This is a genomic window from Inhella inkyongensis, from assembly GCF_005952805.1.
GTDB classification, from domain to species: domain Bacteria; phylum Pseudomonadota; class Gammaproteobacteria; order Burkholderiales; family Burkholderiaceae_C; genus Inhella; species Inhella inkyongensis.
On record NZ_CP040709.1, the window covers coordinates 375,907 to 395,579 of the forward strand.

At 66.9% G+C, this 19,673-nt stretch carries 19 protein-coding genes; 10 read left to right on the forward strand and 9 right to left on the reverse strand.

Annotated features, from left to right (window positions below):
• Positions 1–39: 39 nt before the first annotated feature.
• The gene (locus FF090_RS01900; protein ID WP_175423469.1) at positions 40–1,101 is read right to left on the reverse strand and encodes a DUF2332 domain-containing protein; all 1,062 of its coding nucleotides are present in this window, start codon (positions 1,099–1,101) and stop codon (positions 40–42) included.
• Between the two features lie 40 nt (positions 1,102–1,141).
• Between FF090_RS01900 and FF090_RS01905 the strand changes: the two genes are divergently transcribed.
• The 3 genes from FF090_RS01905 to truD all read left to right on the forward strand — a co-directional run bounded on the left by FF090_RS01905 (position 1,142) and on the right by truD (position 4,045).
• A complete protein-coding gene (locus FF090_RS01905; protein ID WP_175423470.1) occupies positions 1,142–1,804 on the forward strand; it encodes a Crp/Fnr family transcriptional regulator in 663 nt (220 codons plus the stop codon).
• A gap of 169 nt (positions 1,805–1,973) precedes the next feature.
• Positions 1,974–2,717 carry an energy transducer TonB gene (locus tag FF090_RS01910; protein WP_138855118.1) on the forward strand — a complete coding sequence of 248 codons (744 nt, stop codon included), beginning with the start codon at positions 1,974–1,976 and terminating at the stop codon, positions 2,715–2,717.
• Positions 2,718–3,022: 305 nt separating this feature from the next.
• Positions 3,023–4,045 (forward strand): tRNA pseudouridine(13) synthase TruD, encoded by a 1,023-nt coding sequence (gene truD, locus FF090_RS01915; protein ID WP_138855119.1) that lies wholly within the window; start codon positions 3,023–3,025, stop codon positions 4,043–4,045.
• A gap of 19 nt (positions 4,046–4,064) precedes the next feature.
• Here truD and FF090_RS01920 read toward each other — a convergent pair whose 3' ends face one another.
• Both FF090_RS01920 and FF090_RS01925 read right to left on the reverse strand, forming a co-directional pair.
• The gene (locus FF090_RS01920; RefSeq protein ID WP_138855120.1) at positions 4,065–4,982 is read right to left on the reverse strand and encodes a 2-hydroxyacid dehydrogenase; all 918 of its coding nucleotides are present in this window, start codon (positions 4,980–4,982) and stop codon (positions 4,065–4,067) included.
• Positions 4,979–5,467, reverse strand: a complete 489-nt coding sequence (locus tag FF090_RS01925; protein ID WP_138855121.1) for a glutathione peroxidase — start codon at positions 5,465–5,467, stop codon at positions 4,979–4,981. Before FF090_RS01925 ends, FF090_RS01920 begins: the two co-directional genes overlap by 4 nt.
• Before the next feature lie 133 nt (positions 5,468–5,600).
• Between FF090_RS01925 and FF090_RS01930 the strand changes: the two genes are divergently transcribed.
• Complete coding sequence (locus FF090_RS01930; RefSeq protein ID WP_138855122.1) at positions 5,601–6,548, forward strand: hypothetical protein; 948 nt, start codon at positions 5,601–5,603, stop codon at positions 6,546–6,548.
• A 13-nt stretch (positions 6,549–6,561) separates the two neighbouring features.
• Here the strand turns inward: FF090_RS01930 and FF090_RS01935 are convergent, their stop codons facing one another.
• Positions 6,562–7,203, reverse strand: coding sequence for a hypothetical protein (locus FF090_RS01935; protein ID WP_138855123.1), 642 nt, complete (start codon positions 7,201–7,203; stop codon positions 6,562–6,564).
• A gap of 130 nt (positions 7,204–7,333) precedes the next feature.
• Here FF090_RS01935 and FF090_RS01940 point away from each other — a divergent pair, with 130 nt between their 5' ends.
• The gene (locus FF090_RS01940) at positions 7,334–8,098 is read left to right on the forward strand and encodes an NUDIX hydrolase (protein ID WP_138855124.1); all 765 of its coding nucleotides are present in this window, start codon (positions 7,334–7,336) and stop codon (positions 8,096–8,098) included.
• Here FF090_RS01940 and FF090_RS01945 read toward each other — a convergent pair.
• Positions 8,065–8,541 (reverse strand): DUF6265 family protein, encoded by a 477-nt coding sequence (locus tag FF090_RS01945; protein WP_138855125.1) that lies wholly within the window; start codon positions 8,539–8,541, stop codon positions 8,065–8,067. The two genes, FF090_RS01940 and FF090_RS01945, sit on opposite strands and share 34 nt — an antisense overlap.
• Before the next feature lie 83 nt (positions 8,542–8,624).
• On the opposite strand from FF090_RS01945, the gene FF090_RS01950 reads away from it, so the two are divergent.
• The gene (locus tag FF090_RS01950) at positions 8,625–9,419 is read left to right on the forward strand and encodes a helix-turn-helix domain-containing protein (RefSeq protein ID WP_138855126.1); all 795 of its coding nucleotides are present in this window, start codon (positions 8,625–8,627) and stop codon (positions 9,417–9,419) included.
• Between the two features lie 47 nt (positions 9,420–9,466).
• Here FF090_RS01950 and lplT read toward each other — a convergent pair whose 3' ends face one another.
• Positions 9,467–10,738, reverse strand: coding sequence for a lysophospholipid transporter LplT (gene lplT, locus FF090_RS01955; RefSeq protein ID WP_138855127.1), 1,272 nt, complete (start codon positions 10,736–10,738; stop codon positions 9,467–9,469).
• Positions 10,739–10,848: 110 nt separating this feature from the next.
• Here lplT and alr point away from each other — a divergent pair, with 110 nt between their 5' ends.
• The 3 genes from alr to FF090_RS01970 are packed head-to-tail and all read left to right on the forward strand — an operon-like array spanning position 10,849 to position 12,816.
• Positions 10,849–11,973 carry an alanine racemase gene (gene alr / locus FF090_RS01960; protein WP_138855128.1) on the forward strand — a complete coding sequence of 375 codons (1,125 nt, stop codon included), beginning with the start codon at positions 10,849–10,851 and terminating at the stop codon, positions 11,971–11,973.
• On the forward strand, positions 11,973–12,383 hold the full coding sequence (arfB, locus tag FF090_RS01965; protein WP_138855129.1) for an alternative ribosome rescue aminoacyl-tRNA hydrolase ArfB: 411 nt from the start codon (positions 11,973–11,975) through the stop codon (positions 12,381–12,383). Before alr ends, arfB begins: the two co-directional genes overlap by 1 nt.
• Positions 12,384–12,393: 10 nt before the next feature.
• Positions 12,394–12,816, forward strand: a complete 423-nt coding sequence (locus FF090_RS01970) for a hypothetical protein (protein ID WP_138855130.1) — start codon at positions 12,394–12,396, stop codon at positions 12,814–12,816.
• Here the strand turns inward: FF090_RS01970 and FF090_RS01975 are convergent.
• From FF090_RS01975 to FF090_RS01985, 3 genes are all read right to left on the reverse strand, one after another.
• Positions 12,810–13,889, reverse strand: coding sequence for a cyanophycinase (locus FF090_RS01975; RefSeq protein WP_138855131.1), 1,080 nt, complete (start codon positions 13,887–13,889; stop codon positions 12,810–12,812). The genes FF090_RS01970 and FF090_RS01975 overlap by 7 nt on opposite strands.
• A 46-nt stretch (positions 13,890–13,935) precedes the next feature.
• Positions 13,936–15,072 carry a sterol desaturase family protein gene (locus FF090_RS01980; protein ID WP_138855132.1) on the reverse strand — a complete coding sequence of 379 codons (1,137 nt, stop codon included), beginning with the start codon at positions 15,070–15,072 and terminating at the stop codon, positions 13,936–13,938.
• A 103-nt stretch (positions 15,073–15,175) separates the two neighbouring features.
• The gene (locus tag FF090_RS01985) at positions 15,176–17,455 is read right to left on the reverse strand and encodes a PhoX family protein (protein WP_138855133.1); all 2,280 of its coding nucleotides are present in this window, start codon (positions 17,453–17,455) and stop codon (positions 15,176–15,178) included.
• 401 nt (positions 17,456–17,856) lie between these two features.
• Here FF090_RS01985 and FF090_RS01990 point away from each other — a divergent pair, with 401 nt between their 5' ends.
• Positions 17,857–19,176 (forward strand): HlyD family secretion protein, encoded by a 1,320-nt coding sequence (locus FF090_RS01990; RefSeq protein ID WP_138855134.1) that lies wholly within the window; start codon positions 17,857–17,859, stop codon positions 19,174–19,176.
• The last annotated feature ends 497 nt before the right edge of the window (positions 19,177–19,673 follow it).

Consider the following 19,673-nt stretch of genomic DNA (forward strand, 5'->3'; position numbering starts at 1 on the left):
GTGCGGGATTATCCCGATGCCGCCCGTCTGCAGGCTTTCTCAGGCTGCACAGGCCCATTCGCCATGTGCATGGCTCCACAACAAGGCCTGGCTGCCGTCCGGTCCGTGCAGGCTCCATAGCGTGGCGGCCGACTCCGGCGCTGTGGGCGCCGCCAGGGGCTGAGCGCCGGGCGACTCGGCACAGATCCACCACAGGCCCTGTGCGCGCACCCGCTCCAAGGCCCGTTGGTGAAAGCGCGCCCGGTCTTCGGGCTGCAGATAGGCCAGCACCCAACAGGTCAGCAGCACCGGCTGCACACCGGGGGGCAGTTCCGCACGCCAGTCGTCCAGGGCCAGCAGGCCGTCGGGGTGCTGCTGGATGCGCGGGCCGCGGGTCTGGGCCCAATCCAAGGCCTGGCGCAGGCGCTCGTGGCGTGCGCGCTTGTGCGGCCACAGGCAGGCTTGCAGCCAGCGCAGCGCATCGGGGTCGTGCGCGTCAATGGGGGCCAGGTCCATGCCGGCGCGCGCCCTCAGTCGCCAGGGGCTGGGGGCCGGCGGTGTGCCGCCGCGCCAGTCGCAGTGCAGGTTCAGCCGGTGGCCGGCGCTCAGGGGTTCGCGGCGGAAGCTACCGTAGTCCACCGCGTCCTCGTCCACGCCCAGGTTCAGGCCGGCACTGGCGCCGAACTCAAACAGCGCGAGTTCGGTGTGATGCGCCCCCAGCGCATCCAGCGCCAGCCGCAGCGGGCCGCAGCGCCCGGCCTCGTTGGTTTGCGTGGCGCGGCTGCGCAGCTGCTGGCGAATGCGCGCTCGCAGCGGCCCCAGGGCCAGGGCGCGCAGGTGCAGGGGCAGCTCGGCATCGGGCGCTTGCGCGCCACCCAGGTTCGGGTAGTAGCGCGCCAGCGGCAGCGTTGGGTCGGCCAGCAGGGCATCGTGCAGAGCGGCGAGCAGCAGATTGGGGCGGGCCTGCTCGGGCGGGATCTCATCGTGCAGGGCCAGCAGCTCGGAATCGGCTGCAATGGCCCGGCAGATCGCGCCATACACCGGCTCGTCCGGGCACTCCACGGCGGCGAATTGCAGGTACTTGGCCGACCAGTCGGCGTGGCTCAGGGTGTTGGCAGGCATGGCCGCAGTGTGGCCGCGCCGCGCGCCGCAGAATGTCGGCATGCCGACATTGACCGAGCAACTCTGGCGCGTGGCGCAGGCCGAGCTGATGGGCAGCGTCGCGCTGCAGCCGCCACCCCAAGCCCTGCAGCCCGCGCTGGAGAGCCAGTTGGCCCTGCGCCGACTGCGCGCTGGCGCCCTGCTGTTCGCGGCCGGCCAGCAGCCCCAGGCCTTCTACGCGGTGCTCAGCGGTGAGATCGTGTGCAGCCTGACCGCCGCCGACGGCGCGGTCTCGGTGCTGGAGCATGTGGCGCCCACGCGCATCTTTGGCCTGGCCGCCTTTGTGACCGGCCAACCCAGCGCCTACGAGGCCCGCGCCCGTGGCGCCACCCAGTTGCTGGCGTTTTCCAATGCGGCCTATCAGGCCCTGATGGACGGCTGGCCCGGCTTTGCCCGCGCGCTGCTCGCGCATTTCGGCGCCCGCTTTGCGGGAAATCTGCGCCAACTGGAAGCCGCCCGCCACCAGTCCGCCGCCGAACGCCTGGGCCTGGCCCTGGGCCAGTTGCTGCGCCAACGCGGCGTCGTGGACGGCCCGCGCACCTGGCTGCCCGCCACCCAGGCCGAACTGGCTGCCCTGGCCGGCGTCACCCGCCAGACCGCCAACGAATGGCTGGCGCAGCAGGGCGGGGTGGCGCGGGGGTATGGGGGGATGTGGGTGGGGTGAGGGGTGGGTCGGTCAGGCGGGGCTGATTTGCAGCGGGAGCAGCCAGTCAGGTCAGCGTGTGAAACTGGAGTCACTACCTTGAGCGAGACGAAGCCAAACGAGCCGATGCGCGACTTCATCGCGCTGCGCTAGGTAGTTGTCCAGACAAGCAATTTATGAGGGAGGACATATGTCAAATATTGCGTGGAAGATTTCTGTTGCCCTGTTGGGGGGGCTATGCGGCAGCGGTCTGCATGCGGCCGACATTCGATCGACAGCGCCAGCGCTGAAGTGCACGGCGACGCCGTTCCCCGCCATTCCTACTGGAGAGGATGGCTATGGCATCTTCGGAGTAGCTGAACTGCTTGTTAGCTTTGCCGAGGGGCGCGTGACGCAGGCCGAGGCAATCGTGGGCCGAGCTGAATTGATTGATGCCGCGAAGGCCGCACTAGATGGCTATAGGTGCGACAAAGCCGCGGCGCCCCTAAAGGTCCCGATGACATTCGAGTTCATCAACCCGTGGGCGAAGAAGACCCTTGCCTTTCCGCTGCACGATTCGCGCACATCGCTAGCAGCATCGAACAGCATCATTCGGCGGTATTTCCCGACCCGGTTCGATGCGATCCATGAGGTAGCAACTGCAGAGGCAGTTGGCTACGCCCCCCCGCGCCCCCAGTCCGTGGTGCGCCCTGAGATCGATGCTGCCGCAGCGCGGCTGGGAGGGGATTGGACTGTCGAATATCAGTTCATCGTGGAAGCCGATGGCGTCGTCACCGATGTTGCCGCAAAACCAGTAGTGCCTGGACAAGCGCATCCGTTGGTTGTACGGCTTGGCGCGGCCGCGCTGAGGAAATCAAAGTTCGATCCGGCGACATACAAAGGCAAACCAATCCCAATTGCGATGGTCCACCTAATGACTTTGAAGTTGGACTAGGGAATCTGACTCACCGACCACCTGTCTACTATCGCTGCGTGGCAGCACTGTAGGAAGCAAGATTGGATGTTTGGAGCGGGCAAGTGGAGCTCAAGTAAGCCTGTACTTGTCAACAAACCGCACCAAGCCTTGAACGGTCCTTGGTTCCCGTCCGGACGCGGGCTGTTGTACCGCGCGCCTTGGGCCCATCGAGCTCATATCGACTGCTGCGGCTTGAGGCCCATGGGCAGGGAGAATCCCAACCCGGACCGCCGCTGTCGGTCAGGCCGCCCATCCCGATCCAAACTGGCACGCCCAGTCCCCCAATGACCGACGCTCAAACCACCGCCTTGCCTTCCTGGCCCAAGGCCTACCCCGCCAGCGGCGCCAGCGCCATCCTGAAGCTGTTCAACGAGGACTTCGTGGTGACCGAGCTGCCGCTCCAACTGCCCAGCGGTGCGGGCGAACACCTGTGGGTGGACGTTGAGAAGAACGGCGCCAACACGGCCTTTGTGGCTCAGCAGTTGGCCCAGGCCGCCGGGGTGAATGAATGGGATGTGGGCTATGCCGGGCTCAAGGACCGCTACGCCATCACCCGCCAGTGGTTCAGCATCTATCTGCCGACCGGCAAGGCCGGTGAGACGCCCGATCTGACGCTGCTTCCGCACCCGGAGTTCAAGGTGCTGGGCCAGAGCCGCCATGTGAAGAAGCTGCGGCCTGGCGATCTGCAGGGCAACCACTTTCGCATCGTGCTGCGCGAGGTGAAGGGCGAGCGCGCGGCCATCGAGGCCAATCTGCAGGCCGTGGCGGCGCAGGGCGTGCCCAATTACTTTGGCGCGCAGCGTTTCGGCTTTGATGGCGGCAATGTCGAGCAGGGCCGCGCCATGCTGGCGCGCGAAATCCGCGTACGCAACCCGAAGAAGAAGGGCATCTACCTGTCGGCGGTGCGCTCCTTCGTCTTCAACGAGGTGCTGGCGCTGCGCATCCGGCAAGGCCTGTGGGGCAAGACCCTGCCCGGCGACGTGATGGACGCGGCAGGCCGGCCCACCGGGCCGCTGTGGGGCCGGGGCCGGGTGAGCAGCAGCGATGAGGCGCAGGCGCTGGAGAGCGGCGTGGCCCAGCAGCACGCGGTGCTGTGCGATGGCATGGAGCACGCCGGCCTGGACCAGGAGCGCCGCGCCCTGGTGGCGCACCCGGCGGACCTGAGCTGGGAATGGCCGCAGGCCGATCTGCTGGTGCTGAGCTTTTCCTTGCCGGCCGGCCAGTACGCAACCTCGGTGCTGAGCGAGATCCTGCACACCTCGGAGCCCGAGCGCCACGCCGAGCCCGAGGCGGCGGCTGGCGATTGAGCGGCCGATTGAGCGGGGCTCAGTAGCCGCCCGCTCCGACCACGCCGCTGACCGCCTCGCCCCGCAGCAGGGCTTGCAGCTTGGCGCTGATCTGCTGAATGGACTCCTCGCGCAGCGTGGCGGCGGAGATGTGCGGGGTCAGCGCGACCTTGGGGTGTTTCCAGAAGGGGTGCTCAGGCGGTGCCGGCTCTGGGGTGCACACATCCAGCGCGGCGCCGGCCAGGTGGCCGCTGTCCAGCGCGGCCAGCAGGGCGGCCTCGTCCACCAGGCCGCCGCGCGCCACATTGATCAGGTAGGCGCCTTGGGGCAACAGGGCCAGGCGCTCGGCGTTCAGCAATCGGGCGGTCTCGGGCGTGAGCGGCACCATGGCCACCAGCACGCGGCTGCGGCGCAGGAAGGCGGGCAGCTGATCTGGGCCGGCGAACAGCGGAATGTCGGCCGGGCGGGCGCTGCGCACCCAGGCCTGCACCGGGAAGCCCAGAGCGCGCAGCGCCTGGGCCACCGGCTGGCCGAGTGCGCCGTAGCCCAGCAGGCCCACGGGCCAATCGGCCTTGCGCTCGGGCGCCAGCGGCTGCCATTCGGCTCGCGCGGCCTGTTCGGCGTAGCGGTCGAAGCGGCGGAACCAGCGCAAGAGCGCATGCAGCACGTACTCGGCCATCTGCACGCCCATGCCGGCGTCTTCCAGACGGATGAGCGGGATGTGGGCCGGCGGCTTGAGGGCCAGCAGCCCGTCCACGCCGGCGCCGGCGGCGAACAGGGCCTTGAGCTGGGTCTGTTGGGCGAAGAACGCGGCGCTGGGCTTCCACACCACAGCGTAGTCGGCGGGCGGGGCGCCGTCTTCCCAGGCGCTCACCGCAAAACCCGCACCCAGCGCGGCTTGCAGCGCCTGGGCCCAAACCCCAGCGTCGCCGGGCTTGCAGACGGTAAGGTGAATCAAGCCTTCAGCGCCTTTTCAATGTCCTTGCGCAGGTCCTCGGGCTTGTCGGTGGGGGCGTAGCGGTTCAGCACCTGACCGTCACGGCCCACCAGGAATTTGGTGAAGTTCCACTTGATGCCCTCGGTGCCCAAGAGGCCCTTCTTCTCTTTCTTCAGCCACTGCCACAGGGGGTGGGCGCCGCCGCCGTTGACCTCCACTTTGGCCATCATGGGGAAGCTGACGCCGTAGTTCAGCTGGCAGAAGCTGGAGATTTCGTCGTTGGAGCCGGGGTCCTGGCCGCCGAACTCGTTGCTGGGAAAGCCCACCACCGTCAGGCCCTGGGCCTCGTAGTCCTTCCACAGTTGCTCCAGGCCGCCGAATTGGGGCGTGAAGCCGCAGGCGCTGGCGGTGTTGACGATCAACAGCACGCGGCCCTTGAACTGAGACAGGGGCACGGATTTGCCTTGAATGGTCTGGGCTTCGAAGTCGTAAACGCTGGGGGGCATGGGTTTCTCCTTAAGCGCGTGCATCGTAGGGCAGGCGGTTTTGTCAGGTTTTTGTGCTCACAATGCGCCGCCCCAGCCCTGGGGCTTTGTGGGACCTTTGCGCGACCGTTTTGGATCATCTGGGAGCCGTTGGATGGAGTCTCGTCTCGAACACCTGGTCTGCCTGACGCCTGATGAATTCAAGCGTCGTGGTGATCTGTCGACCCTGCGCTGGAAACTGCTGGCGCATGGGGACTCCTGGTTCTCCTTTGCCTCCAAGCGCGTGAATGCCCACGCCAATCTGCTGGAGGAGCTGGTGTTCAGCCAGCCCACGCTGGCGGTGAGCTGTGCCGGCCACCACAACGCGCTGCGCCGCATGGTGGATCTGGAGGGCTCGCCCGATTTCATCCGCCTGCTGGATGGCGAGGCCGTGTGGGACGGCGTGCTGCTGAGCGTGGGCGGCAATGACCTGATCTCGGCCGCCCAGGTGCCGGCCCTGCAGCCCGATGGCAGCATCACCCCGCTGCGGCTGCGCCTGCTGCGCAAGCAGACCGAATGGGGCGCACCCAGCGCCGGTGTGGGCCGCTACTTCTCGGAAGAGGGCTGGGCCACCTATTGCGACTACCTGCGCGCCAACCTCAAGCATGTGCTGAGCCTGCGCGACGACGGCCCGAACAAGGGCAAGCCGGTTTTCATGCACTGCTATGCGGTGCCCGTGCCGCGCCCGGCCGGCAGCGAGGACGCCGATGCTTCCTCCGGCCCCTGGCTCTATCCGGCGCTCAAGGCCTATGCCATTCCGCAGGCGGATTGGGCGGCGATGAGCCGGCTGATGCTCTCCAAGCTGGCCACCTTGCTCAAGGCCTGCGCGGCCGATAAAGAGGGCTACCCGAATCTGCAGGTGTTTGACTCCACCCAGGTGCCGATTGCGCCGGCCACACTGGGATCGAGCGGCATCAGCGGCGACTGGCACAACGAGATCCACCTGAACCACAGTGGCTGCTTCAAGATCGCGCGCGCCTGGAGCACGCACATCGAGGCGGTGCTGAGCGGCAAACCGCTGGTGGTGGCGGCCCCGCCCACCGGGCGCGGCCGCCGTTCCTGAAGATCCAGGACGCTCAGTCAATCCGGAACAGGAATTCCTGTTCGAACTGCCCGTCCTGGCTGCACTGGTAGCCCTCGCGCAGCGCGCGTTCCACGCTGGCAGCCAGGGTGCGCATCGCGCGGCGGTCGCCTAAGGCCCGCAGGGCCTGCAGTTGCACGTCGACCACGCGGCCACCCTGCACCGTGCCCACCGCTCTGAAAGTCGCGACGCCGCTCACGTTCAGGGCGGGCATCTCGGGCTGGGCCATCACCGGGCAGAGCAGACCGGCGCTCTGCAGCCCCGCCACCAGGTGTTGGGTGGGCGTGCTATCTGCTGCGCTGCGCTGTGCTGGTGTGTCGCGAGGCGGGGTGTGCGAGTGGGGGTCTGCCTCGATTCGGTTGGCGGGCTGAACCTCGACCCATTGCGCGATGGGTGGTGTCCAAAGGGTGCGCGGCGCATCGGGCACTTCCGCGCGCACCACGGGACGGGGAGGTTCAACTGGCGGTGGCGGGGTGTCCACCACCACACGCACATCCGTCTTGGGCGGCGGCTGAGTGATGCGTTGCACCAGGCCACTGGCCAGCGCATAGATCATCACGGCGTGCAGCACGATCACAAAACCCAGTCCGCCAAGCCGTGAGCCGGCTTCTTGTTGGGGGTTGGCGCTGAATTGCATGGAGTCCTCCCGGAGTGAATGGCAGGGCCAGCATGGGGTATGTCATTCGTCATGGCTGCTGGTGAAAACCACTCCGGGCGCTGGGTGTGGTCCCGCTTAATCTGCGTCGTTGCGCGGCGATGATGGCTTCATGCTCCCTGACCTCGACGCCGCCGCCCAGCAGCCCCCCGCCGAACCCCGTCTGCCCCTGCACTGGCAAGGTGCCGCCGACCCCTTTGGTACTTCCCCGGCCTGGTTGCTGGAGCGCCTGGGCGAGCCGGGCTTGGACCCGGCCGCCGCCGACCCCACCGCCCATTTGCACCGCCTGGCCCTGCGCCTGCGCGAGTTGGGCCTGTGCGGCCGCTGGCGCGATGAGCCCGTGCGCGTGGCCCATCCGGGCGGCCCGACCCAGATCGAGCGCGGCTGCGCCCGCGTGCTGGGCATCCCGACCCTGGCCGTGCACTTGATCGGCTGGAGCGCGGACGGTCGGCTGTGGCTGCAACAGCGTGCCACCAGCAAGGCCGAAGACCCCAACCTTTGGGACACCCTGGTGGGCGGCCTGGTCAGCGCGGCTGAGCGCCCCAGCCAGGCGTTGGCGCGTGAGACCTGGGAGGAGGCGGGTTTGGATCTGACCGCCCTGGGCGACCTGGTGGCCGGCCCCGAACTGTTCACCCGCCGGCCAGTGCCCGATGGCCAGGGTGCCGGCTATTTGCAGGAGCGCCTGCTGACCGGCCAGGTCCGCCTGCCGGCCGGCCTGCAGCCGCACAACCGCGACGGCGAGGTGCAGCGCTTTGGGCTGTGGACGCCGGACGAGGTGCGCGCCGGCATCGCGCGCGGCGAGTTCACGCTGGACGCCGCGCGGCTGCTCTTGCGGGTGCTCGATCAACCGCCCGCGTTCAGCGCGCAGGCGCGGTAGTCGAAGGGGATCGTCTTGGGTTTGCCATCGCGGCCCGGCCCGGAAATCTCGGCTTTCAGCTGCTCGCCCTGCCGCTGGTAGCGGATGCGTTGCGGGAAGTCGTGCTGGGGATTCGTGAACTCGACGAAGTCGGCGCCCTGGGCGCTGAGCGTGAAGGGCACGCCGGGCCTGCCCTGGGGTTGGGCTTGGTAGACCAGTTGGCCGTTCTGCGTCTCGATGCGCAGGCCCTCGAACTCGGTGCGGCGCGGACCGGCCGTGCGGCTCATGCCCAGCATCAGGCCACCTTGCGCGCGCAGCCAGACCTCCTCGATGCGGGTCTCGCCCCGCCCGCCGCACCAGCTGCCGGCCAGCCACTCTGGCCAGTTCAGGGATTCGGCGGCAGCGGCCGTGGGAGTATGCAGACTCAGCATCAGACCTGCGGTGCAAGCCAAGAGGAATTTCATGGGGAACTCCAAGTGAAGGATGGGCGCAGTCTGGCCGCGGCACGGTCTGCCGTCTTGAACAAACACGCAATCCAGCGCGCTCGATGAACTACCGTGAATGGTCGCCCCCATCCGCTCTGTCGCCCTGGGTGGCCTGCCTATGGACCTTGCAGGCGCCTGCTGACGAGTCGCCGCGCGCGCTCTACCCGGATGGCCGCTGCGAGCTGATCTGGCATCGCGCTGCGCCGCCGCAGATCCAAGGCGCCGACGGCCAGTGGCAGACCCAGGGCCGGCTGCTGTTTGCGGGCCAAGGGCGCCAGGCCCTGCGCCTGTGGGCGCGCGAGCCGATGGACTGCATCGGTCTGCGCCTGCAGCCCGCTGCCAGCGCGGCGCTGGGGGACTATGGGGCCGAGCGCCTGCAGGCCGCGCGCGACCAGGTGTTGAACCTGCCGGACACGGCGTCCGGCTGGCAGGCCATCCTGGCGCAGCAAGATTGGACCCGCCTGCGCGAGCAGCTGCAGCCCTTGGACGCAGCCATCGTGCAAGCGTGTGAGCTTCTGGACGGGCAAGACGGCGTGGGCCCCGTGGCCGGACTGGCCCAGCAATTGGGCCTGAGCCTGCGCAGCCTGCAGCTGCGCTTTGCCCGTGCGGTGGGCCTGAGCCCCAAGGAATACGCCCGCATCCGCCGCCTACAGGCCACCCTGCGCCTGTTGGACGAGAGCGCGCACTCGCTGGCCGACACGGCCCACCAGGCCGGCTATGCCGACCAGGCCCATGCGCATCGCGACCTGCGCGACTTCACCGGCCTGACCCCGGCCCGCCTGCGCCGCGCGCTGCAAGCGGCGCGTGAGGGCGATCAGACCCTGGCGCTGGCCGCCGCCTTTGTTCGGGGGCGTTGACTCCTAGCGCCCCCTGGGGGGTGGCGCGCAGCGCCTCGTGGGGGGTCTTAGGGACAGGTGCTGCAGTCGTCGCGTGCGATCTGCAGCAGGCGCTCGACCTCGGCGCCGTGCTCGCGCAGGTTGTGCAGATGCCAGCGGCGGATCAGCTCCATCGCGCCGGCCACCAAGAGGCCCAGGGCGGTGATGGCACCGAAGGCGTGCAAGCCACCGGTGGTCAGGCCCACGTACAGCAAACCCAGGGCCAGGATGCAGGCCTGTTCGTTGAAGTTCTGCACCGCGATGGAGCGGCCGGCGCCCATCAGGTTGTGGCCACGGTGCTGCAGCAGGGCATTCATCGGCACCACCAGGAAGCCGCCCAAGGCGCCCAGCAGGGTCAGGAAGGGGGCGGCGATGGTGACGTCGCGAATGCCTACCAAGAGGATCACGGTCAGGCCCAGTGCAATGCCCATGGGGATCACCTTGACCGCGCGGTCCAGCTTCATCAGCCAGGAAGCCACCAGGGCGCCCAGCGCTGTGCCGATGGCCACCACGCCCACCAGGCTGGAGGCCTGGGTGGTGGTGTAGCCCAGCGCGGCGGCAGCCCAGGCCAACACGATGTAGCGCAGATTGCCGCTCACGCCCCAGAACAGGGTGGTGGTGGCCAGCGAGATCTGGCCCAGCTTGTCCTGCCACAGGCGGCGGTTGCAGCCCATGAAGTCCTGGATCAGGTCGATGGGCCCATCCATGCGGCGTAGCGCGGCACTGGTGCGCGGGATGCGCAGATTGAACAGCGCTGCCAAGACATACAGACCCATCATGGCAAAGATGGCAGCCTCGGCTGCCGAGTGCAGGCCAGGCAATTGCAGCGCCACCAGATGCGGGGCCACATTCGGGCCGATCAGTTGCCCGCCCAGCACCACGCCCAAGATGATGGAGGCGATGGTCAGGCCCTCGATCCAGCCATTGGCCTTCACCAGTTGCGAGGGTGGCAGCAGCTCGGTGAGGATGCCGTACTTGGCCGGCGAGTAGGCGGCCGCGCCCAGGCCCACCACGGCAAAGGCCAGGAGCGGGTGCACGCCCAGCAGCATCATCAAGCAGCCCAGCACCTTGATGCCATTGGCGATGAACATCACCCGCCCTTTGGGCAGGGCATCGGCAAAGGCGCCCACAAAGGGTGCCAGCACCACATAGAAGAGCGCAAACATCGGCACCAGCGCAGCGCGCTGGGCGCCGCTGGCATCCAGCGGTTTGAGCAATTCGACGGCGGCAATGAAGAGCGCGTTGTCGGCCAGCGAGCTGAAAAACTGCGCCGACATGATGGTGTAAAAGCCTTTTTTCATCGCGCCGGAAACGGGTCTCTCATCATGCAAAAGCGGCCGAGGATCGGCCGCTGGTCAGGGCGCAAGCGTAACCCACGGCAGTGACAGTTCCTTACGCCAGAATCCGGCGCATGCCCCGCCCCATCGAAGCTGTTGTCCATTCCGAAGCCCTGACTCACAACCTAGGGCGTGCGCGCGAGCTCAGCGGCTGCGCGCGCGTCTGGGCGGTGGTCAAGGCCAATGCCTATGGGCATGGCATCGAGCGCTGCTTTGACGCCCAGCGCCAGATTGCCGATGGATTTGCCTGCATCGATCTGAATGAGGCCGAGCGTTTGCGCGCGCTGGATTGGCGTGGGCCCATTCTGCTGCTGGAGGGCGTGTTCGAGCCGCGCGACCTGGAGCTGTGCAGCCGCCTGCATCTTTGGCACGCGATTCATTGCGAGCAGCAAATCGACTGGCTGGCGGCGCACAAGGTGCTGTGGCCGCAGCGCGTATTCCTCAAGCTCAATAGCGGCATGAACCGCTTGGGCTTCACGCCGCTGGCCTTCCGCGCCGCCTGGCAGCGCCTGTCCAATTTGCCGCAGGTGGATGACATCAGCCTGATGACCCACTTTGCCGATGCCGATGGCCCGAGCGAGGCCAGCTTGAACGCGCAGCTGGCGGTGTTCGAAGCCGCCAGCGGTGATCTGCCCGGCGAGCGCAGTCTGGCCAATAGCGCGGCCACCCTGCGCCACTCCAAGCGGTCTCTGGCCGGCGGGGTGGATGTGGCGGCCGACTGGGTGCGCGCCGGCATCATGGGCTATGGCGGGGTGCCCGATTACCCCGAGCACGACGCCGCCCATTGGGGCTTGCGCCCAGCCATGAGCCTGCGCGCCAAGGTGATTGGTGTGCAGCAACTGCAGGCCGGTGATGCGGTGGGCTATGGAAGCACCTTCGTGGCGGAAGGCCCGATGCGCATCGGCATCGTGGCTTGCGGCTATGCCGACGGTTATCCGCGCCACGCCCCCACCGGCACCCCGGTGCTGGTGGAGGGGCGACCCGGGCGCACCCTCGGACGGGTGAGCATGGACATGATCACCGTGGACTTGAGCGAGCATCCGGATGCCGGCTTTGGCGCGGAGGTCACGCTCTGGGGCCGCAGCGCGGTGAACGGCGCCGAGCTGCCCATCGACGCCGTGGCGCGCGCCGCCGGCACCATCAGCTACGAGCTGATGTGCGCACTGGCGCCGCGCGTGCCGGTGCGGGTCGAGCCCTGATGAGGTTGGACTGGGAACCTCAACCCGACGAGATCGAGGTCCATTTCATCCGCGCCCAAGGCGCCGGCGGCCAGGCCGTCAACAAGGTCAGCAGCGCGGTGCATCTGCGCTTTGATGTGCGGGCCTCGCGCCTGCCCGAGGTGATCAAGGAGCGTTTGCTGGCCCTGCCCGATCAGCGCCTGAACGCGGATGGCGTGATCGTCATCAAGGCCCAGGAGCACCGCAGCCAGGATCGCAACCGCGCCGAGGCCATTGAGCGCCTGGTGGCCCTGGTGCAGTCCGTCGCCCACACCCCAAAGGCGCGGCGCGCTACCAAGCCGACCTATGGTTCACAACAACGCCGCCTGAGCGGCAAGGCCAACCGCGCCGGCATCAAGGCCGGGCGCGGCCGGGTACAAAGCGGCGACTGAAGGAGTCTCTATGCGAGCGCTGTTGAACGCTGCCCTGCTGGCGCTGGTCTTGATGACCGGCCTGGCGGTTCAAGCCCAAGAGGCGAGCGCCCCGGCCGCGCCGGCATTGCCCGCCGTGCCAGCCGGGCTCAAGCCCTTTGCCGTGGAATTCCGCACCGGCCCCGCCTGGGTGGCCGACAAGCCGCCGCCCGAGCAGCCTGCATTTCGCGAACACTCAGCCAATTTGCAGCGTTTGCGCAAGGCCGGTTTGCTGGTGCTGGGCGCGCGCATCGCCGAGCGTGGTTTCATCGTGCTGGCCGCCGTGGACGAGGCGGCGGCACGGGCCGAGATCGATGCCGACCCCGGTGTGCGTGCGGGCAGCTTTGTCTACACCCTGAGCCCGATGGCGGTGTTTTATGGCGGCAGCCTGAGCACGCCGCCGCGAGCTCAGTAGGCGCTGCCGCCGGACTGGCTGCTGGTCAGGCTGCCGCCGCTGGCGCTGAGGAAGTAGGGGCTGATCTGCAGCGTGCCGCTGCTCCAGTTGCCCAGATCGAAGCTGCCGCTGCTGGCGCTCAGTTTCTCCACACGCAGGCTGCTGAAGGCCAGGGGCTTTTTGGCTTGCACGGTGGTGGGGGCGAGGGTGGGCAGCACGAAATAGGCATGGCTGCTGCCGTGCACGCGGGCAATGCGGTTGTCCACCACCACGGCCGTGCCTTCGTCCACGCCGATACCGCGTGCGCGGCCCAGCGGCATCAGCCCGTCCTGGATCATGCGGGCCAGAAAGGTTGCCAGCCGACCCATGCGGTCGCGGGCGACCAGGTGCGAGTCCATCAGCGTGCCGTCCAGGCCGGATAGCCCGACAATGAAGCCGGTGTCCAGCGTCAGCGTGCGGTCATAGGGGTTGCTCAGTGCCTGGGCCGAGGTGATGGAGCCATTCAGGGCGCTGTAGTCCACATCGCCCAGCACGGCCAGGCCGGCGCTGGTGCCACCAAAGGGCACGCGGCGGTCGCGCAGGGCCTTGAGCGTGCTGTCCAGACGGGACCCCTTCCACAGCTTGATGTAGGTGCTTTGGTCCCCGCCCGCGATGAACAGCACATCGGCCTTGGCGACGATGGCGTTCAGGGCCGGATCGTCGGCACCGGTGCGGTTCTTGATCACGAATGACTCCACCGAGTCCACGCCCGGCATCGCCAGCAAATAGGGGTTGTAGCCATCGGCGCCGGACGTGCGGATCACCACCACATCCACCTTTTGCGTGGCCGATCCACCCGCTTTGGCGATCATGGCCTGGAAGGCGCTGTCCACATCGTTGCCGCCCCCCATCAGCACCCACATCGGGCTGGTGGCGGCGGGCGGCGTGGCGTCGCCGGCGCTGCCGCTCAGGTAGTAGTCGTAGTTCTTGTTGCTGGTGGTGGCCGCGGCCCCGCTGGCCGCGCCATTGCTGGCAGCCCAGGTGGGCAGGGCGGCGCAGAACAGGCTGAGCAGCCACAGATTGGCCAGTCGGCGGGATTGAAAAGCGATGGGCATGACCGACTCCTGATGGGGAGCACCGATTACAGCAGCTTGTTCCCCTTCAGGGCTTCCAGCGGAAGGGAAACAGAAACTGCTTCCAGAAGCCGTCGGGCACGTAGTCGCCCACCACGCCGTAGTCCTTGGGCCAAGCGCGATCGCTCTGCACCGCAGTGCCGAACAGATGGTCCAGGAAGGCGAAGTGAGCGGCGTAGTTCTTGTCGATGGCTTCGTCATCCTGGCTGTGGTGCCAGTGGTGGAAGTTGGGCGTGACGATCACATAACGCAGGGGCCCGAGGCGCACGCTCACGTTGGCATGGTTGAACACGGCCTGAAAGCCGACGATGACGATGTAGGCATCGATCACGTCCTTGGAAAAGCCCAGCACAAAGATGGGGGCCAACACCAGGGTGCGGGTGATCAACAGTTCCAGGATGTGCTGGCGCGAGCCGGCCATCCAATCCATGCTCTTGACGCTGTGGTGCACAGCGTGCAGGCGCCACAGCAGCGGCACCTCGTGATAGGCCCGGTGTGTCCAGTACTGCACCAGATCGGCCACCAGGATGATGAGGAAGAGCGCGACGCCAAAGGGCAGGTCCTGGACCCAGGCCTGCACGCCATCCTTGGCGGCCCAGCCAAATAGCTTGTGCACCAGCAGGTTCACCGCCAGCAGCACAAAACCCACCAGCAGGTGGTTGACGATGAAGTGCTGGAAGTCCGTCTGCCATTCGGGCCGGAACACTGGCTGGTCCTTGCGCAGCGGCCAGAGCTTTTCCACGAACACGAAGATCAGCGTGGAGCCCAGCAAGTCGAGGATGAACCAGTCCAGCCCGATATAGGGCGTGTGGTCGGGGAAGTTGGGGTCCACCTCTACCTTGCTGCCACCCAGCAGCAGGCAGACCCCGATCAGCACGAAGCTGGAAAGGCTGAGCCAGCGCACCCGGCCGCGCACGATGTTGAAAAGGGCGATGCCGCCGCTGAGCACCAGCGACCAATACAGCAGCTGTCGCAGCACCGGCACGCTGTAGCTCTGCCGCAGCTGCGGCGTGGTCAGGTATTCGGGGAAGTGAAAGGCGAGCACACCGAGGAGGCACAAGATGGCCAGGCCCAGCGCAATGACGCCCGAGGCCATGCCCTTGCCGGTTTGCAGCGCGCCGTGCGATTCACTCAGGCGGTTCAGCTTGTCCAGGGGGTTGTTCATACGGCTCAAAAAGGAATGCGGAGCAAGCTCCGCATTCTGGTTGGCGCGAGGGCCTGCCCCGCACCGTGCAAGCCCGCGCTCCCCCGAGCACGGGGTGCCCGCTTCAGCGCCCGATCACATCCCCATCGTTCTTGGTGATGACGATGGTGGCCGAGCGCGGCCGCTTGCCCGCACCGTAGCCGGCGTTGCTGGGCCACTGGCTGGTGTACTTGGTCGGGTCGGCGATGTCGGCCATCTTGGTGTTCTCGCCCGGGTGCTGGATGTTGATGAACAGGGCCTTGCCGTCCGGGGTCTCGGCCACGCCGGTGATCTCGCAGTCCTTGGGGCCGACCAGGAAGCGCTTGAGCTCGTTGGCGCCGGGCGTCTTGCCGACGTAGGTGTCGACCGTCAGGGCGCCGCCGCTGCTGCGGGGGTAGCTCAGGGTCTTCTTGGCGCCGTCGCCCACCTGGCCGGGCAGGGCGGCCAGCATCATGCAGTTGGTCACGTCGGTGAAGGCGCCGTCATCAGTCTGGATCCAGCAGATGCCGGTGGCCGGGCTGAAGGCCAGGCCGTCGGGGCTGCTCATGTCCTGCTCAGACGTCAGATTGCTGATGTTGACCAGGCCGCTGGCGGCGCTGGCCTCGGCGGCGAACACATAGATGTCCCAGGTGAAGGCGGTGGCGGCATTGCCGCCCGTGCCCTCCTTGATGCGCAGGATGTGGCCGTTGGGGTTGCCCGTGCTGGTGCTGCTGGTGCCCTTGACGTCGGTGTAGACGCGCGGGTTGGCGCTGTCCGGGGCCAGCTGGCTGCCGCCGGCGGCGGGCTCGGCGCGACGGTTGCTGTTGTTGGTGAGCGCGAAGTAGATTTCACCGTTCTTGGGGTTCACCGAGCACCACTCGGGGCGGTCCATCTTGGTGGCGCCCACGGCGTCGGCGGCCAGGCGGGTGTTGACGCAGATGTCGGCGTGGTCGGCAAAGGTATAGGCCGCGTAATCGCGCACCGTGGTGTTGGTGAGGCTCAAGTCCACCCACTGGCCGGTGCCATCGGCGTTGAACTTGGCCACCATCAGCTTGCCTTGGTCCAGGTACTTGCTGCCGACGGCCAGGCGGTTGTCCGGGCTGGGGTTGGCGTCGGCATCCGCCCAGGCGGCGGTGGAGACGAATTTGTAGATGTACTCGTTGCGTGCGTCGTCGCCCATATAGACGGCCAGAGGCTGGCCGGCCACCGGCTTGCCGAAGGCGGCGCTCTCGTGCGCGAAGCGGCCCAGGGCCGAGCGCTTTACGCCCTTTTTGGTCTTGGTGTAGGGGTCGAATTCGACGATGTAACCCTGCAGGTTCATCTCGTTGCGATAGTCGTCGCTGCCGTCCACCGACACGCCACTCTTGCTGTTGTTCCAGCGCAGGAAGCGGTCGTCGGCGCCGCCAGTTTCCCAGCCGTGGCGCGAGGCCGCGCCCTGGCTGCGGCCGTAGCGCTTGAGCGCGGTGACGCTCTTGTCGTTGCCGCGCACGGTGTCATCGGTGGCCACGCGGAAAAAGTAGCCGGCCCAGTTCTCCTCGCCGGTGAGGAAGCTGCCCCAGGGGGTCTTGCCGGTGCCGCAGTTGTTCAGGGTGCCGCGGGTGCTGGTGCCCGTGGGCGAGTACTTGGTGATGGCCAGCGCATTGCCCTTGAGGGGGCCAGCGATGTCGACCTCGGTGTTTTGGGTGACGCGGAAGTTGAAGCTGCTGTCCTTCACCGTGGCCCAGCTGCTGCCGGTCTTCTTGACCTCGACGACCGAGATGCCGTGGATGGCTAGTTCCTTGTCCACTTCGGCGGCCGGGCGCGGCAGGGTGGCGGTGCCGCCATTGGCGTGGAGGAAGAAGGAGGCGCGGGTCTCGTCCGTGGTGGCCTCGTGGTTGATGGCCAGCAGGCCACGGTCCACGCTGGTGGCGGAGGCCGCGCCGGTGGCCGACAGACCGAACCACTCCATGCCGTCGTGGTGGTCGCCGGCGCGGTTCTCAAAGTCGGTGTCCGTGCCGTCGTTCTTGAAGTCCGCCGTGGCGGCGCGCAGCGGGTCGCCCAGGGCGTAGAGGATGGTGGCGGTGTAGCCGGCCGGCACAGTGACCTTGTCTTCCAGGCTCTTGGCCACGGCGGCGAAGCTCAAGGACGTGACGGTGGGGGACGGCGCGGGGGCAGGCGCAGGTGCCGGAGCGGGGGTGGGCGCCGGGGTGTTGTCATCCGAGCAGGCCGTCAGCAGCACGCCCGACAGCGCCGCGCTGGTGGCGCCCAGGCTGCCGCGCAAGATGCTGCGGCGGCTCAGGCGCGCTGCGAGCACCTGACCAAACTCGGGGTTGGCCGAGCGGTTGGAGTCTTCGTCGTTGAAGGTGATGAAGCCGGGTTCGAGAGGGGGCGAATTTTTCGTTTTCATGGCGGGGCAACTCAAGGGATTGAGAACCCGCGCAGGCTAGGTGGCCTGCATGAAAGCCCGGTGTCGCCTGGGTGACGATTTGGTGACACGCGGGTGCGTCAAGGCTCTTGGCTCAAGCCGGATGGGCAAGCGCGAGCGCAGCACGGCTCACCAGTGCTCCTCTGCAACGTGCCGCCAACGCACGGCAACATCTGGCAACGCCAAGCTAAAGGCTTGCTAAATCACTAGGGTAAATCCGAAGGGGGGGGTGGCAAGGCCCTCGCCTAGAGTCGCGCCCCGCGCCACCAAGAGCGCCGGCCCGCAGCCTGCTGCGAGAGCCGTAGAACCATTCAGAAACCAGGGAGGGCGCCGCAGTCGCGGCGGTGCTCTGCCATGCCTGCAAAAGGTTTCGCGCAGACACCATGAGCTCCAACGTCCCAGCCACCCCGTTGTTCCGCCAGGAAGTGATGCAGGCCCAAGCCGGCCAATGGCTGGGCAGCATCCGCGTCGGCCGGCCGCTGGGCTTCAGCCTGGTGACGGGCGTGGCCCTGCTGATGGCCGCCGCCCTGGTGAGCTTCGCCATCTGGGGCGAATACACCCGCAAAGTCACCTTGCCCGGCGTGCTGATGCCCGAGACCGGCATCATTAACCTCAGCAGCAACCAACCCGCCACCGTGGCCGAGATCCTGGTGCGCGAGGGCGACTGGGTGAAGGCCGGCCAGCCCCTGATCAAGCTGCGCGCTGAGCGGGTGGTGGCCGGGGGCGAGTTGGGTGCCTTGCAGGCCCATGCGCTGGAGCAACGTCGGCAGGGATTACAGACCGAGCTGCGCTTAGCTGAGCAGCAGGGGACGCAACGGACCGCAGCCTTGGTGGATCGGCAGCGCAGTCTTAACAGTGACCTGGTGACCCTGCAGGGCGAGCTGGACGCCCATCAGCAGCGCCTGCAGTTGGCTCAGAAGACGCAGCAGCGCTTCGAGGAATTGGCCGCCAGCGGTTATGTGTCGGGCCTGCAGGCGCAGCAGAAGCAGGAAGAACTGCTGGACTTGAACCTGCGTGAGCGCAACACCCGCCGCGCACTCGAGGCCGTGCAACGTGAGCTGGCCGCCGGTGCGGTCGAGCTGGATGCCAATCGCGGACAAATCGAGGTGCAGCGATCGCAGCTGCAGCGTGCCTTGGCTAGCCTGGAGCAGGAAGGCAGCGAACTCGGTGCGCGCAGCGAATGGGCCCTGATCGCTGCTCAAGCTGGGCAGGTGACGGCACTGAATGTGACGGAGGGGCAGGCGGCGGTGGCGGGGGTGTCGCTGCTCACGATGGTGCCGCAAGATACAACTGCTGTCGGTGCTCCAGTAAAACCTGCCGCCCTGGTCGCTCATTTGTATGCACCGAGCCGAGCGGCGGGGTTCCTCGAGCCTGGGCAAACCGTTTGGCTGCGCTATGCCGCTTATCCGTATCAAAAGTTCGGCATGCATGCAGGTAGGGTCACTGCGGTGAGCCGCACGCCGATCAGTCTGCAAGATCTTCCACCAGGTCAGGCTCAGGTCCTGATGCGAGGGGCGCAGAGCAATGAGCCTATGTATCGGGTATCGGTTGGCCTTGGGCGGCAGAATTTTGGCGGGTTCAACCGCGCCATACCACTCAGGCCTGGATTAGTACTCGAGGCGTTGACGCATCAAGAAGGGCGAAAGATTTGGGAATGGCTGCTGGAGCCAATATTGGTGCTAGGCGCGAGGGTGAGCGCCTAATTTACTGGATGTGTTATCACTGAGTTGGCATTTGGAAATATTGAGATACTTTACCGGCGGAGGAAGTGATGGTTGGCCGCTGTGTGGGGTGTTGAGGGTTAAGGGCGCAAGACTTAGGGCGCGTACCCTTGAGGGATTCCATTTTGGAATGATGATGCCGACATTTTCGGCGGCTGGAGCAGTAATGAGGGACTTGACCATATTTGAATGTGGTTACGTTGCAGGTGGCGCGGAACAAAAGAAGAGCTTAATAATGGAGCTCTTCGAGGAATTTGTGTCCGCAGTTGGGGCTGGAATTATGTCAATAGCGCGAGGAATTGCCGACCTTGCCGCGGCCATTAAAGACGCAGTTTCATTCACCAGTGTTAGCGTCCATACAATGCCGGATGGCTCAACAGAGATCAGGTGTACATCCACGGATGGTGGATGTACAACGCTGCCTACGGTCCACGTAAACACAAAGGCGGGAACAGCCTCAATCGGCGGCGGCCCCATTG

Excerpts from the sequence above, each read along its gene's own strand:
- FF090_RS01900 (WP_175423469.1), bottom strand. The coding sequence starts at position 1,101 with ATGCCTGCCAACACCCTGAGCCACGCCGACTGGTCGGCCAAGTACCTG.
- FF090_RS01905 (WP_175423470.1), top strand. The coding sequence starts at position 1,142 with ATGCCGACATTGACCGAGCAACTCTGGCGCGTGGCGCAGGCCGAGCTG.
- FF090_RS01910 (WP_138855118.1), top strand. The coding sequence starts at position 1,974 with ATGTCAAATATTGCGTGGAAGATTTCTGTTGCCCTGTTGGGGGGGCTA.
- truD (WP_138855119.1), top strand. The coding sequence starts at position 3,023 with ATGACCGACGCTCAAACCACCGCCTTGCCTTCCTGGCCCAAGGCCTAC.
- FF090_RS01925 (WP_138855121.1), bottom strand. The coding sequence starts at position 5,467 with ATGCCCCCCAGCGTTTACGACTTCGAAGCCCAGACCATTCAAGGCAAA.
- FF090_RS01930 (WP_138855122.1), top strand. The coding sequence starts at position 5,601 with ATGGAGTCTCGTCTCGAACACCTGGTCTGCCTGACGCCTGATGAATTC.
- FF090_RS01935 (WP_138855123.1), bottom strand. The coding sequence starts at position 7,203 with ATGCAATTCAGCGCCAACCCCCAACAAGAAGCCGGCTCACGGCTTGGC.
- FF090_RS01940 (WP_138855124.1), top strand. The coding sequence starts at position 7,334 with ATGCTCCCTGACCTCGACGCCGCCGCCCAGCAGCCCCCCGCCGAACCC.
- FF090_RS01945 (WP_138855125.1), bottom strand. The coding sequence starts at position 8,541 with ATGAAATTCCTCTTGGCTTGCACCGCAGGTCTGATGCTGAGTCTGCAT.
- FF090_RS01950 (WP_138855126.1), top strand. The coding sequence starts at position 8,625 with ATGAACTACCGTGAATGGTCGCCCCCATCCGCTCTGTCGCCCTGGGTG.
- lplT (WP_138855127.1), bottom strand. The coding sequence starts at position 10,738 with ATGAAAAAAGGCTTTTACACCATCATGTCGGCGCAGTTTTTCAGCTCG.
- alr (WP_138855128.1), top strand. The coding sequence starts at position 10,849 with ATGCCCCGCCCCATCGAAGCTGTTGTCCATTCCGAAGCCCTGACTCAC.
- arfB (WP_138855129.1), top strand. The coding sequence starts at position 11,973 with ATGAGGTTGGACTGGGAACCTCAACCCGACGAGATCGAGGTCCATTTC.
- FF090_RS01970 (WP_138855130.1), top strand. The coding sequence starts at position 12,394 with ATGCGAGCGCTGTTGAACGCTGCCCTGCTGGCGCTGGTCTTGATGACC.
- FF090_RS01975 (WP_138855131.1), bottom strand. The coding sequence starts at position 13,889 with ATGCCCATCGCTTTTCAATCCCGCCGACTGGCCAATCTGTGGCTGCTC.
- FF090_RS01980 (WP_138855132.1), bottom strand. The coding sequence starts at position 15,072 with ATGAACAACCCCCTGGACAAGCTGAACCGCCTGAGTGAATCGCACGGC.
- FF090_RS01985 (WP_138855133.1), bottom strand. The coding sequence starts at position 17,455 with ATGAAAACGAAAAATTCGCCCCCTCTCGAACCCGGCTTCATCACCTTC.
- FF090_RS01990 (WP_138855134.1), top strand. The coding sequence starts at position 17,857 with ATGAGCTCCAACGTCCCAGCCACCCCGTTGTTCCGCCAGGAAGTGATG.